The 13712-nt window shown below is 63.2% G+C and carries 10 protein-coding genes; 6 read left to right on the top strand and 4 right to left on the bottom strand.

Annotated elements, in window-relative coordinates; translation table 11 throughout:
• The first annotated feature begins 24 nt into the window (after positions 1-24).
• Positions 25-1311, top strand: coding sequence for an NAD(P)/FAD-dependent oxidoreductase (locus tag ACIPZC_RS01305; RefSeq protein WP_400624296.1), 1287 nt, complete (start codon positions 25-27; stop codon positions 1309-1311).
• A 129-nt stretch (positions 1312-1440) separates the two neighbouring features.
• On the opposite strand, the gene ACIPZC_RS01310 is transcribed toward ACIPZC_RS01305, so the two are convergent.
• Positions 1441-2868: a mechanosensitive ion channel domain-containing protein gene (locus ACIPZC_RS01310; RefSeq protein WP_400624299.1), complete on the bottom strand. Its 1428-nt coding sequence runs from the start codon at positions 2866-2868 to the stop codon at positions 1441-1443.
• A 352-nt stretch (positions 2869-3220) separates the two neighbouring features.
• Here ACIPZC_RS01310 and ycaC (ACIPZC_RS01315) point away from each other — a divergent pair, with 352 nt between their 5' ends.
• The 4 genes from ycaC (ACIPZC_RS01315) to ACIPZC_RS01330 all read left to right on the top strand — a co-directional run bounded on the left by ycaC (ACIPZC_RS01315) (position 3221) and on the right by ACIPZC_RS01330 (position 7619).
• Positions 3221-3850 (top strand): isochorismate family cysteine hydrolase YcaC, encoded by a 630-nt coding sequence (ycaC, locus tag ACIPZC_RS01315; RefSeq protein WP_400624302.1) that lies wholly within the window; start codon positions 3221-3223, stop codon positions 3848-3850.
• Between the two features lie 115 nt (positions 3851-3965).
• On the top strand, positions 3966-4532 hold the full coding sequence (locus ACIPZC_RS01320) for an antibiotic biosynthesis monooxygenase (protein WP_400624305.1): 567 nt from the start codon (positions 3966-3968) through the stop codon (positions 4530-4532).
• A 38-nt stretch (positions 4533-4570) separates the two neighbouring features.
• Positions 4571-5389 carry an alpha/beta fold hydrolase gene (locus ACIPZC_RS01325; RefSeq protein ID WP_400624308.1) on the top strand — a complete coding sequence of 273 codons (819 nt, stop codon included), beginning with the start codon at positions 4571-4573 and terminating at the stop codon, positions 5387-5389.
• Positions 5390-5777: 388 nt separating this feature from the next.
• The gene (locus ACIPZC_RS01330) at positions 5778-7619 is read left to right on the top strand and encodes an amidohydrolase (RefSeq protein ID WP_400624817.1); all 1842 of its coding nucleotides are present in this window, start codon (positions 5778-5780) and stop codon (positions 7617-7619) included.
• A 302-nt stretch (positions 7620-7921) separates the two neighbouring features.
• Here the strand turns inward: ACIPZC_RS01330 and ACIPZC_RS01335 are convergent, their stop codons facing one another.
• Positions 7922-9184, bottom strand: a complete 1263-nt coding sequence (locus tag ACIPZC_RS01335; RefSeq protein ID WP_400624311.1) for an OprD family porin — start codon at positions 9182-9184, stop codon at positions 7922-7924.
• 71 nt (positions 9185-9255) lie between these two features.
• The gene (locus ACIPZC_RS01340) at positions 9256-10167 is read right to left on the bottom strand and encodes a LysR substrate-binding domain-containing protein (protein WP_400624313.1); all 912 of its coding nucleotides are present in this window, start codon (positions 10165-10167) and stop codon (positions 9256-9258) included.
• A gap of 135 nt (positions 10168-10302) precedes the next feature.
• Between ACIPZC_RS01340 and ycaC (ACIPZC_RS01345) the strand changes: the two genes are divergently transcribed.
• Entirely contained in the window at positions 10303-10932 is a 630-nt protein-coding gene (ycaC, locus tag ACIPZC_RS01345) for an isochorismate family cysteine hydrolase YcaC (protein WP_400624316.1), read from the top strand.
• An 858-nt stretch (positions 10933-11790) separates the two neighbouring features.
• On the opposite strand, the gene ACIPZC_RS01350 is transcribed toward ycaC (ACIPZC_RS01345), so the two are convergent.
• Complete coding sequence (locus tag ACIPZC_RS01350; protein WP_400624319.1) at positions 11791-13578, bottom strand: monovalent cation:proton antiporter-2 (CPA2) family protein; 1788 nt, start codon at positions 13576-13578, stop codon at positions 11791-11793.
• Positions 13579-13712: the final 134 nt, after the last annotated feature.

Raw genomic sequence — 13712 nt, forward strand, 5'->3', positions numbered from 1 at the left:
AGAACAATAGTGCTGGAGCCGGCCATGTCCGAACTGCGTCAACAATGCTTGTGGGAACACGTCAGCCAACCTACCGTCGCCGCTCAGGCCCTGGCCGGTGAACACAAGGCCGACGTCTGCGTCATCGGCGGCGGCATCACCGGCCTGTCGGCGGCCATCCACCTGCTCGAACAGGGCAAGTCGGTGATCCTGCTGGAGGCCTGGAAGATCGGCCACGGCGGCTCCGGACGTAACGTAGGCCTGGTCAACGCTGGCACCTGGATCCGCCCTGACGATGTCGAGGCAACGTTGGGCCGGAAGCAGGGCAGCCGCTTGAACAAGGTGCTCGGCGAGGCGCCAGGCGAAGTGTTCGCCATGATCGAACGCCTTGGCATCGATTGCCAGGCGCAGCACAAAGGCACCCTGCACATGGCGCACAACGCCACCGGCCTCGCCGACCTCGAAGCGCGCCATGAGCAATGGCGCCGACGCGGCGCCGATGTGCAGCTGCTGACCGGCGCCCAGTGCCAGGAGTACTGCGGCACCGACAAGATTTCCGCCGCGCTGCTCGACCGCCGCGCCGGCACCATCAACCCCATGGGGTACACCCAAGGCCTGGCCGCGGCGGTTGCGCGCCTGGGCGGCAAGTTGTTCCAGCAATCGGCCGTGGAAGGCCTGGAGCGCGAAGACGATGCCTGGCGGGTCAAGACTGCCCGCGGCTCGGTGCGCGCCGAGAAGGTGGTGATCTCGACCGGGGCCTACACCGAGGGTGATTGGAGCAACCTGCAGAAGCAGTTCTTCCGTGGCTACTACTACCAGGTCGCTTCCAAGCCGCTGCAGGGTGCTGCTGCCGACAAGGTTCTGCCACATGGCCAAGGCTCGTGGGACACCCGCACGGTGCTCAGCAGCATCCGCCGCGACGACCAGGGCCGCCTGCTGCTTGGCAGCCTTGGACGGGTGGATAACAAGCCTGCATGGTTCGTGCGCAGTTGGGCTGACCGCATCCAGAGCCATTACTACCCTGAGCTGGGCAAGGTCGAGTGGGAGATGCACTGGACCGGCTGCATCGACTTCACCCCTGACCACCTGATGCGCCTGTTCGAGCCGGCGCCGGGGTTGGTTGCGGTGACGGGCTACAACGGGCGCGGCAATACCACCGGCACGGTGATTGGCCGGGCGTTCGCCGAGTTTCTGCTCAAGGGTGAGGCGGACAGCCTGCCGATCCCGTTCTCGCCGATGACCGGGGTGAGTGCGCCATCGTTGCGCACCGCGTTTTACGAGTCCGGGTTCTCGCTGTACCACGCGGGGCAGTGTTTGCGGGTAGTGCTGTAGGTGTTTGTACCGGCCCTATCGCCGGTAAGCCGGCTCCCGCAGGGTTCTGCGGCGCTGCGGATGGCGCAGGTGGCACAGACTCATTTTGGGCGCCGCTTGCCGGCGATAGGGCCGGTGAATGCGTCAGCATTACCTGTGCAACCAGCTGAGAAAGCCACCTTTCTTGATCGCTGTCGGCTTTTGCAGCAGCAATGACTCCCGGCTCTGGCGCCGGAACCGCTGCAACTTGGTCAACGCCGTCTGCACCTCGCCGCGCTGTACCAGGCAGCTGCGCACCTGCTCCTTCTCGATGCGATACAGCACGCAGCTGGTCAAGGTACGGAATTCGGCAAACGAGTCATCCTCGTCGATGAGGCCCTCGATCCCCAGCACTTCCCCCGGCCCCATGCGCCCGGCTTCCACTAACGTGTCGCCATTGCGAATCGCCGCCGAAACCACGCCGCTACCGATCACCAGCAAGTGATCGGAATGCTCGCCCACGCCCAGAATCACTTGGTCTGCCAGGTACTCGACGGCAGTCATGCGCTGGCTCAAGGCATCGCGCTCCTCGTCAGTCAACGAACGGAACACCCGTACCTCGTCCAGCACTTCACGCTGACGGCTGCGCGGCGGCATGGCCAGGTCGATGTTCCACATCACGCCACTGGCCTCCAGGTGCCGATGTGCAAGGTCGAACAGCTGGTTGCGCGCCTCGGTCTTGCCGCCCATGTCAGCGACGAAGCCGCTGGCTTCGTACTCCACCGATTCCAGCGTCGAGGCCTTCACCGTCACTTTCGGCTTGGGTGATGCGAGTATCGCGCGGGTGCCTTGCAAGGCCTTTTCCAGCGCATCGAAGACCCGCTTCGGCCTTACCTTGGCGGGTACCACCACACTGATCGACACCCCATGCACATCGGCCGGGCGGCTGTGGTTGAGCAACTTGGCCTTGGCCGCCACCGAGTTGGGGATCACCGCCAGGCTGCCGGAGCCGGTGAGTAGGCGGGTGGCCCGCCAGTCGATGTCCAGCACCTTGCCTTCAGTGCCGTCGATCGAGATCGCATCGCCGATCTGATAAGGCCGCGTGGTATTCAGCACGATCCCGCTGAACACGTCGGCCAAGGTGCTTTGCAACGCCAGGCCAATGACGATGGCCATCACCCCGGAGGTGGCCAGCAAGCCCTTTACCGGCAGCTGCATCACATAGCCTGCAGCGGCGACCACCGCCGCCAGGAAGATCAGCGCCCCCAGCACATCCTGCAGCAACCGCCCGCCATGGCTGCCGCGCGCCCCCAGCAGCAGGCCGAACACCACCGTCACCGTGCGTGCGCCGAACAGCCACCAGCCGATCGCCAGCACCGTGGCCATCAGGTTGCGCGACACGTCGTCGACCCAGGGCGGCGGTTGCAACGGGCTCATCCCGGCAGTCAGCAGCACCCAGCTGAACAGCAGGAAAATCGCCAGCCGTGCACCGATACGCCATGCCCTGCGCTGAACAGGGATCAGTTGCCAAAGCACGAGGTCGAGCAGGATCAGGGCACAACCGAGCAACAAAGGGGACGACTGGATGAAAGCCAGCATGGTGGTCTCGGGTGTGAGGGGAGGGCTGTGTGTAGTAATAGAGCAGGTTGAGGTGGCCGGCAATGGGGGCGAGTGAACCTTACAGGCGCATTTCACCCGCGCGCCATCGACGGCTGTGGGAGTGCCGTCCAGCCTCCAGCGTGGCTCGCCTTCGATGATGGCGCCTGGAACCCCGCAATGCGGGCGAAGGTGGTATTTGCGAGCCGGCCCAGGGCCCACAATCATCGTTCACAAAACAGAACGCTAAAGCCAAAAATCACTATCTACCGCTCCAAAGGTGGTGGTTTTAATCTTCTCCCATCAACGCGAAACACCCAACTTACTGAACATCCAAACCCTTAGGAGCACGACCATGACCCACTTCAAATACAACCGCCTGAACAAAGACGACGCCGCCGTTCTGCTGGTCGACCACCAGGCTGGCCTGCTGTCCCTGGTCCGTGACATCGAGCCGGATGCGTTCAAGAACAACGTGCTGGCCCTGGCGGACCTCGCCAAGTTCTTCAACCTGCCGACCATCCTCACCACCAGCTTCGAACAAGGCCCCAACGGCCCGCTGGTACCGGAGCTCAAAGCACTGTTCCCGGACGCCCCTTACATCGCCCGCCCTGGCCAGATCAACGCTTGGGACAACGAAGACTTCGTCAAGGCGGTGAAGGCCACCGGCAAGAAGCAGCTGATCATCGCCGGTGTAGTGACCGAGGTGTGTGTAGCCTTCCCGGCGCTGTCGGCACTGGAAGAAGAGTTCGAGGTGTTCGTGGTGACTGACGCTTCCGGCACCTTCAATGCCATGACCCGCGACGCTGCCCACGACCGCATGAGCCAGGCTGGCGCACAGCTGATGACCTGGTTCGGCGTGGCATGTGAGCTGCACCGCGACTGGCGCAACGATGTCGAAGGCCTGGCGGCGCTGTGCTCGAACCACATCCCGGATTACCGCAACCTGATGACCAGCTACAACGCCTTCACCGCCGGCAAGTAAGCCGACCGCCTCGGGCACCGGCAGCGGTGCCCGCCCAGGGCAGCACACTCATCCAATCATCCGCCCGTCCGCCGTTGCACAGTGGATGCGGGCAAGCTCATCCCAAGGAACGCCGATGAACACCGCATTCCAAGACAACCGCAACGTGGTGACGCTGGTCATCCAGCACAAGGTCCGCGCCCAGGCACTGGCCAGCTACGAGGCTTGGCTCAAGCGTACGGTCAGCACCGCACGGCGCCAGCCGGGGCACCTCGACGTCAACGTGATCCGCCCGGACGACGGCGGGCTGCACTTCACCACCGTGGTGCGCTTTGCAGATGCCAGCTTGTTGCAGGCCTGGGTCAACTCCAGCGAGCGCCAGACGCTGGTCAACGAAGTGCTACCGCTGCTCGACGGCGGCGACCACACCCAGGTGCATGAAGACCCGGAGTTCTGGTTCACACCGCCCAGCATGACGTCCGCGCAACCGCCGCGCTGGAAGCAGGCCCTGCTGACCTACCTGGTGATCTGCCCGATGACCATGATCGTTCCGCAATTGCTGGCGCCGTTCTTCATCCGCTTCCCGCAGTTTGGCGGGATGGTCACAGGCAACCTGATCGTCAACCTGTTCGTGATCCTGCCCGTGGTGTTTTTCATCATGCCCTGGGTAACCCGTCGTTGCGCCAACTGGCTGCGCAGCTGATTCATCTCTCAACCAAGACACTTCAAGGAGATACAGACATGACTACGCTCGTTACCCGCGATGGCACTTCGATCTATTACAAGGACTGGGGCAGCGGCAAGCCCGTGCTGTTCAGCCATGGCTGGCCGCTGGATGCCGACATGTGGGACTCGCAGATGGAGTACCTGGCCAGCCGCGGCTACCGCGCAATCGCCTTCGACCGCCGTGGTTTCGGCCGCTCGGGCCAGCCGTGGAACGGTTATGACTACGACACCTTCGCTGACGACATCGCCCAGCTGATCGAGCACCTCGACCTGCGCGACGTGACCCTGGTGGGCTTCTCCATGGGTGGCGGCGACGTCAGCCGCTACATCGCCCGCCATGGCAGCGCACGGGTTGCCGGGCTGGTGTTGCTGGGCGCAGTGACCCCGGTGTTCGGCAAGCGTGACGACAACCCGGACGGTGTCGACACCTCGGTATTCGATGGCATCCAAGCTGGCCTGCGGGCGGACCGGGCGCAGTTCATCGCCGATTTCGCCACGCCGTTCTACGGGTTGAACCATGGGCAGCAGGTGTCTCAGGGGGTGCAGACGCAGACCCTGAACATTGCGCTGATGGCTTCGATCAAGGCCACACTGGATTGCGTCAGTGCGTTCTCTGAAACCGACTTCCGCCCGGACATGGCCAAGATCGATGTACCGACCTTGGTGATCCACGGTGACGACGATCAGATCGTACCGTTCGAGACTACCGGCAAGCGGGCTGCGGAGTTGATTCGGGGGGCTGAGCTGAAGGTGTACAGCGGGGCGCCGCACGGGTTCGCAGTGACCCATGCGCAGCAGCTGAATGAGGACCTGCTGGCGTTCCTGAACCGCTGAGCAGGCTAGGGCCGCGTTGCGGCCCATCGCCGGCAAGCCGGCTCCTACCTCGGCCGCATCGGCTTCAAGCCCTGTGCGGTGCCTGTGGGAGCCGGCTTGCCGGCGAAGAGGCCGGCCCGGCCAGCACAAAATGTAAACAGGGCTAACCTTCTTCAACCCACCGCACATCCATGCAATCCCTGGCCAGGCTTGAACCGGCATGCTCCGCAGTTGCCGCTGCCGCCGCCGCACCCAGACGGAGAAGACCATGTCCCAGGACCCCAACGACAAGACCCGTCGCCAGTTCCTTGCCACCAGTACCGTGCTCGGTGCCGCCGGCGCGCTCTGGTCCGCATTGCCCTTCACCGGCGCCGCCGGCTCCGCCCACGCATCCATCCAAGGAGGTTCCATGACCGCCGACCTGATCCTGTTCAACGGCAAACTGCATACAGTCGACCGTGAAAAGCCCACCGCCACTGCCGTCGCCATCAAAGATGGCCGCTTCATTGCCGTGGGCAACGACGCCGAGGCCATGGCCCACAAGGGTGCTGCCACGCAGATCATCGACCTGAAGCAGCGCACGGTGATCCCGGGCCTGAACGACTCGCACCTGCACCTGATCCGCGGTGGTCTGAACTACAACCTTGAACTGCGTTGGGAAGGTGTGCCGTCGGTAGCCGATGCCCTGCGCATGCTCAAGGACCAGGCGGCGCGCACGCCAACGCCGCAATGGGTGCGCGTGGTCGGTGGCTGGAACGAATTCCAGTTCGCTGAAAAACGCATGCCCACCCTGGAAGAAATCAACCAGGCTGCGCCCGATACCCCGGTGTTTCTGCTGCACCTGTACGACCGCGCACTGCTCAACCGTGCCGCGCTCAAGGCCGTGGGCTACAGCAAGGACACGCCAAACCCGCCGGGCGGTGAAATTCAGCGCGACAAGTTCGGCAACCCGACTGGCATGCTCATCGCCCGCCCCAACGCGATGATCCTTTACGCAACCTTGGCCAAAGGGCCTAAGCTGCCGCTGGAATACCAGGTCAACTCGACCCGCCAGTTCATGCGTGAGCTCAACCGCCTGGGCCTGACCAGCGCCATCGACGCAGGGGGCGGCTACCAGAACTTCCCGGACGACTACGCGGTGATTCAGGAACTGGCCGACAACGACCAGCTGACGGTGCGCATCGCCTACAACCTGTTCACCCAAAAGCCCAAGGAAGAGCTGGACGACTTCAGGAAGTGGACTTCCAGTGTCAAGCTGCACAGCGGCACCGACTTCCTGCGCCATAACGGCGCCGGTGAGATGCTGGTGTTCTCAGCCGCCGACTTCGAGGACTTCCTCGAACCGCGCCCGGACCTGCCGCAAACCATGGAAGAGGAGCTGGAACCGGTGGTGCGCCACCTGGTCGAGCAGCGCTGGCCGTTCCGCCTGCACGCCACCTACAACGAATCGATCACGCGCATGCTCGACGTGTTCGAGAAGGTCAACCGCGATATCCCGTTCAACGGGTTGCCCTGGTTCTTCGACCACGCCGAGACCATCACGCCTCAGAACATCGAGCGCGTGCGTGCGTTGGGCGGCGGTATTGCCATCCAGGACCGCATGGCGTTCCAGGGTGAGTACTTCGTCGATCGCTACGGTGCGAAGGCCGCCGAGCAGACCCCGCCGATCAAGCGCATGCTCGAAATGGGTGTGCCTGTGGGCGCCGGTACCGACGCCACCCGGGTCTCCAGCTACAACCCTTGGACGTCGCTGTACTGGTTGGTCAGCGGCAAGACGGTTGGCGGCATGGAGCTGTACCCGGAGGGCCTGAGCCGCGATACCGCGCTGCAACTGTTCACCCAGGGCAGCGCGTGGTTCTCCAGCGAGCAGGGCAAGAAAGGCCAGATCAAGGTTGGCCAGCTGGCGGACCTCGCGGCGCTGTCGCTGGATTTCTTCAGCGTTGATGAAGAGGCGATCAAGGGCATCGAGTCGGTACTGACTATCGTCGACGGCAAGGTCGTGTACGGCGCTGGCGAATTCGACAAGCTCGGCCCGCCACAGGTCCCGGTATTGCCGGAGTGGTCGCCAGTGGTCAAGGTGCCGGGGCACTGGCGCGTGGGTACGCCCTCATTGGCTGCAGCGGTGCACCAGTGCAGCGGGCCTTGCGGGGTGCATGCGCACAGCCATGAAAAAGCGCGGCATTCGAGTGTGCCGGTGAATGACTACCAGGGCTTCTGGGGGGCCTTGGGCTGTTCGTGCTTTGCGTTTTGAGCTGATGTGAAGAGTGGCTCCCCAGCGGTTATGCCAGTCAGTTAGGGTTATCAGGGCTGCTACGCAGCCCTTCCCCAACGCGACCGCGCAGTTCTTCAGGCCTGCGCTTTACCTGAGGAAGCGACCGTCTTGCCCAATTGCTAAAGGCCGGCGCAATCCATGTGGGGGCCGGCTTGCCGGCGATGGGCCGCACAGCGGCCCGCAATCGCTTGACTCACCGGTATCAACGCTGTCTGGTCTTGGCGATCTCGATATCATTCAAGGCCTTGGTCTTGAAGGCACCTGCAGTCGTGATGCTCAGGTCAGAAGCTGCCTGTGAGTGGGTATTCGATGATCAGGTAGATGCGGTCAATGTCGTCGCCTGCCTGGGCCTCGTTGGCGCGGTGGCTGACGTGGGAGAACGACAGGCTGAGGTCTTTGGCGGCGCCGGACTGCACCACATACTTGAGGTCGAGGTCGCGTTCCCAGTGGCGGCCACCTTGACCCTGCTGGCCCGTGTAGGCACCGCCTGCCGGAGCATGCGTGCCGTCAATGGCGCTGCCGCTGACATAACGCCCCATCAGGCTGAGGCCGGGCACACCCAGGGTGGCGAAATTGAGGTCGTAGCGCAGTTGCCAAGAGCGCTCGCCTGGGCCGTTGAAGTCGGCGTATTTGATCGAGTTGGCCAGGTAGATGGAGTCGCCCCCGACGAAATCGAACGGGGTGTTGCCCTCGATCTTCTGGTACGCCAGGGTCACGGCGTGGGCACCGAAGCGGTATCTGCCTGAAAGGCTGTAGGCGAGGGTGTCGATGGCGCCGGCACTCGCGCTGCCGGTGTCACGGGTCTGGTACAGGTTGCCGTCCAGGTACCAGTTGCCCTCGGCCAGGTTCAGGTTGAGATAAGCCTGGCGCCAGGTGTCCTGCAGCTGCCCGGCGTACAGCGCGCCGCCGAACGGGCCATCGGGGCCGAAGGTGGCGCCGGCCAGGCTGATGGCGCGGCCTTGGGTGGTGGCGCCATAGCCGCTGAAGTCGTCATGGGCCGAGCTGTTGTCCTGGTTGTTGAACGCGGTGAAGCGCCCCGCCTGCAGGTGCCAGCCGGGCAGGTCGGTGTTCTCCAGCAGCCAGCCGGTGGCGTATTCCGGGTGCAGGCGTTTGTCGCCGGTGTCGAATACCGGGGTTTGCACCGTCAATTCGCCGTAGCGCAGCTGTGTGTTGCCCAGGCGTAACTTCAGCGCCGCGCCGGCGCTGGAGTAGTCGGACTCGGCGCGGCCGTCGCTGTCACGTGGCAGCAACCCGGTGCCAGCATGGCCGCGGCCGCCGTCGAGCTTGAGGCCAAGGAAGCCATGGGCGTCGATGCCCACACCGAGAGTGCCTTCGGTGAAGCCGGAGCGAACCTCGCCGATGAAGCCTTGGGCCCATTCCTGGCGGTAGTTCTGGCCGCTACCTGAGGGCGAGCGGAAGTCGCTGTGCAGGAAATAGTTGCGGCTGAGCAGCGACCAGCCGGGCTCATCTGCCTGGCTGAGCGCGGGGCAAAGGGCGAGGGTGGCGAGCAGGGCGCGGCCTGGCCCGTGAGTGGCGCGGATCATGGGGGCTCCGGGTTGGATGATCCGGGACTGTGCGGCAAGCGTAGAACAGGGTCTTGTAAGCGTGTGCTGGTTCAGGCCATGTCGCTGATCGCGAATTCCTCCGCCAGGTGGTCGATCAGCGACCGCACCGACGGCAACAACCCACGCCGCGAAGGGAAAATGGCATGCACGATGCCGCAACGTGGGTGCCACTGCGGCAATAGCTCCACCAAACGGCCTTCGGCCAGATCTTCGCGCACAGCCACCCGTGGCAAGTGCGCGATACCCACCCCGGCCACCACGAAATGGCGCAGGGCAAACAGGTCATCGGTGACCATGCGCGGTGTGTGACGGATTACGATACTGCGGCTCATGTCCTCGCCCTGGAACAGTTCCCACTGGTAATCGCGCTGGGCGCTACCCCAGTGCACGCTGGGCAGCGTGCCGAGCAACTGCGGGTCGAAGCCCTTGGGCAACTGCTGCAGATACTGCGGGTGCCCCACCAGGCACTGGGTGCTGTTGCTCAGCACCTTCATCACCATGTCGGTGTTTTCCAGTGGCGGGAAGCGCACGCGCAGCGCGACGTCGAAGCCCTCGTGCAGCAGGTCGACGCGGCGGTTGGTGCTCTCGATGAACAGCTCTACCTGTGGGTACTTGAGCATGTAGCGGGTGAGCATTGGCCCGACCCAGGAGTTGAGCAGTGTGGTCGGGCAACTGATGCGCACCAAGCCGCGCGGCTCGCTGCGGTTGCGCTCGATGATTTCCGCTGCACCTTCGGCCTCTACACGCATGGCCAGGCAACGGTTGTAGTAGGCCTGGCCGATCTCGGTGAGCGAGCAGTGCCGGCTGGTGCGGTGCAGCAGGCGCACGCCCAGGCGGTCCTCAAGGTCGGCGATGCGGCGGCTGAGTTTCGACTTGGGCATGTCCAGCGCCCGCCCGGCCGGGGCGAAGCCGCCGTGCTCGACCACCTGGGTGAAATAGTAGAGGGAGTTCAGGTCTTCCAATGATCGTTCTCCAGGTGGAACGCTAAGGGCAATTTTCGCAGTCTACCGCTCTAAAGGTGATGATTTTAATCTGTGCCCATCAACGCGAAACACCCCAGATTGCTGAAAAGTTCATAAACCTCAGGAGCACAGAACATGAGCAAATTCACCTACAACCGCCTCAACAAAGACGACGCCGCCGTGCTGCTGGTCGACCACCAGGCTGGGCTGCTGTCGCTGGTGCGTGACATCGAGCCGGACAAGTTCAAGAACAACGTGCTGGCCCTGGCGGACCTCGCCAAGTTCTTCAACCTGCCGACCATCCTCACCACCAGCTTCGAACAAGGCCCCAACGGCCCGCTGGTACCGGAGCTCAAAGCACTGTTCCCGGACGCCCCGTACATCGCCCGCCCTGGCCAGATCAACGCCTGGGACAACGAAGACTTCGTCAAGGCGGTGAAGGCCACCGGCAAGAAGCAACTGATCATCGCCGGTGTAGTGACTGAGGTGTGTGTAGCCTTCCCCGCGCTGTCGGCACTGGAAGAAGAGTTCGAGGTGTTCGTGGTGACCGACGCTTCCGGCACCTTCAATGCCATGACCCGCGACGCTGCCCACGACCGCATGAGCCAGGCGGGCGCACAACTGATGACCTGGTTCGGCGTGGCGTGTGAGCTGCATCGCGACTGGCGCAACGATGTAGAAGGGCTGGCGGCGCTGTGCTCCAACCACATTCCGGATTATCGGAATTTGATGACCAGCTATAACGCGTTGACTGCTGGGAACTAATACGTAGCAACTTGACGGATGGCTCCTACAAAAGGGGCCATCTTTACTTGATCCATAAGTATTGTCAGCGGCACTAGCTGGTGGAGGAACCCTGTCGATGGCTGGATCATCATCATCGGGTGAGACCTCCACACCCTGGCTTGGGGGTGTATGAATATCAAGCATGATTACAGGGCCACTGGTGACAGTGGCCCTTTTCTTTGTTCGACAGCACACAGTATCGCTTGTAGAGCAGCTTCCCATGTCGATGTTTGTTCAGTGCCTTTGCACCGCACTGCATGATGAAGGCGAGCCTATTGGTGCCATTGGTGTAAGCGACCTCCCGCGCCTCGAACGGCCCGGTTGATGTACCCAGCGCTACTTTCACATATCGCTAACTGGCGTCTTGTCGTTTCTAGAAAATGTGACGGACACCCAAAAGATGGGCTGAGACTAATGCCAGACAGTTAGCGTTATCAGGGCTGCGCAGCAGCCCCCTAGCAGCGCTGTAATAGCCCGAGCGCTCGACGGGGCCAGCGAGTACTTGGGGCCGCTTTGCGGCCCATCGCCGGCAAGCCCGGCTCCCACATGGATTGCGTCAGCTTTTAGAGATTGGGCAAGACGCTTGCTTCCTCAGGTAAAGCGCAGCCTGAAGAACAGCTCGGTCGGGGTGGGAGCCGGCAAGCCCGGCTCCCACATGGATTGCGTCAGCTTTTAGAGATTGGGCAAGACGCTTGCTTCCTCAGGTAAAGCGCAGGCCTGAAGAACAGCGCGGTCGTGGTGGGAGCCGGCTTGCCGGCGATGGGGCGCAAAGCGGCCCCGGATCACTTAACTGGCTGGCATTACGCCTGAGCCCTCTTTGTCTTCGACGTACAAGCCTCAATCCGCATCCGAATCGAACAATCGCTCCAACTCCATCCGCGCTTCCTTGGCCGTCTGCATCACCTTGGCCCGGTCATCACGCACCTGCCCCTGTGCCTCCAGCACTTCCTCGTCATGCTGGGCAAACCGATCGATGCGGTCCGCCGCCTGTTCACTGCTCAGCCCCAACCCGACCAGCGCCCGGCGGGTCATTTCCAGGCTCGAATAGAACGTCTCGCGAATAGGCTCTGCACCAACGTCCACCAGCTTGTGCACATGCTGCCGGTTACGCGCGCGTGCCAGTACTTTGAGGTGAGGGTACAGGCGCTTCACTCGCTCTGCCGTGCGTATGGTCACCTCCGGATCGTCGGTGGTAATGATGAAGTATTCCGCTTCGCCGACCTTGGCAGCGTGCAGCACTTCGGGGCGCTGTGGGTCGCCGTAAAACACCGGCGCCTGTTCGAACATACGGGTCATCTCGATGGCGTCCACCGAGGTTTCCAGGGCCACGAAAGGGATTTTCTGCGCACGCAGGATGCGTGAGACGATCTGCCCCATGCGGCCCATGCCGACGATCACCACGCGCGGGGTACCGGCATCGATGGCTTTGTATTGCTCAGGTACTTCACGCGCAGGCTGCGTGCGCTTGAGGGCACGGGCGCAGCCAAGCATCAGCAGCGGGGTGATGGCCATCGACAGGGTGATGGTCATCAGCAGCAGGTCGTAGGTCTGGGTGTCGAACAGGCCCTGGTCCTTGCCCAGCTTGAACACCACGAAGGCAAACTCACCACCGGCGGCCAGTACCATCCCCAGGCGCAGTGCGCTGGCGCTGTTCAGGCCACCGGCCAAGCGGCCGACACCGATCAGCAGCACCAGTTTGACCGTCACCAACAGCAGGGTCAGGCCCAGCAGAACGAGCGGCATTTCCAGCAGCAGGCGCAGGTTTGCACCCATACCCACACTCATGAAAAACAGCCCCAGCAGCAGGCCTTTGAACGGTTCGATCTGTGATTCCAGCTCATGCCGGTATTCCGAGTCGGCCAGCAGCAAGCCCGCGAGGAAGGCGCCCAGGGCCATGGAAATACCGGCTTCCTCCATCAGCCAGGCGGTACCGATCACCACCAGCAACGCGGTGGCGGTGGACACTTCAGGCAGGCCGGTGCGGGCCACGATGCGGAACACCGGGCGCAGTAGGTAGCGCCCGCCGACGATCACCACTGCGATACTGGCGAAGACATTCAGGCCATGCTGCAGGCTGTCACCGTGGCTGGTGTCCGGGCCGCTGGCAGCCAGCAGTGGCACCAGGGCTATCAGCGGGATCGCGGCAATGTCCTGGAACAGCAGGATGGCGAATGCCAGGCGGCCATGCGGGGCGTTGAGCTGCTTGCTCTCGGCCAGGCTCTGCAGGCCCAGGGCGGTGGAAGACAGGGCCAGGCCAAGGCCGACCACGAGGGCGGCCGAGAGTGACTGGCCGAAACCGAACAGGGCAATGGCGCCGATCAGTGCACCGGTCAGCAGCACCTGTGCCGTACCGACGCCGAACACTGACTTGCGCATCAGCCACAGGCGCTTGGGCGACAGTTCCAGGCCGATGATGAACAGCAACAGGACCACGCCCAGTTCGGAAATGTGCGCCACGCTTTCGGTGTCGCGGATCAGGCCCAAGGCCTGTGGGCCGATGGCCACGCCCGCCAGCAGGTAGCCGATCACGGCGCCCAGTTGCAGGCGTTTGGCCAAGGGTACGGCAAGGACGGCGGCGAACAGGAAGATCACCGCGGTTTGCAGAAGGCTGCCTTCGTGTGGCATTGGCTCGAACTCCATGAGCTGCCGGGGCAGCGTTAGACAGTGTGGCGGGCAATTCTGGGGATTGCGGCTGTCTAAGACAATCTGCCGCAGGAGAGAAACATTGTCCCACCAAGTGTGACAGTTTTACCTGGCGC

Origin of the sequence: Pseudomonas sp. NPDC089743, from assembly GCF_044748785.1 — a bacterium.
Taxonomy (GTDB): domain Bacteria; phylum Pseudomonadota; class Gammaproteobacteria; order Pseudomonadales; family Pseudomonadaceae; genus Aquipseudomonas; species Aquipseudomonas putida_X.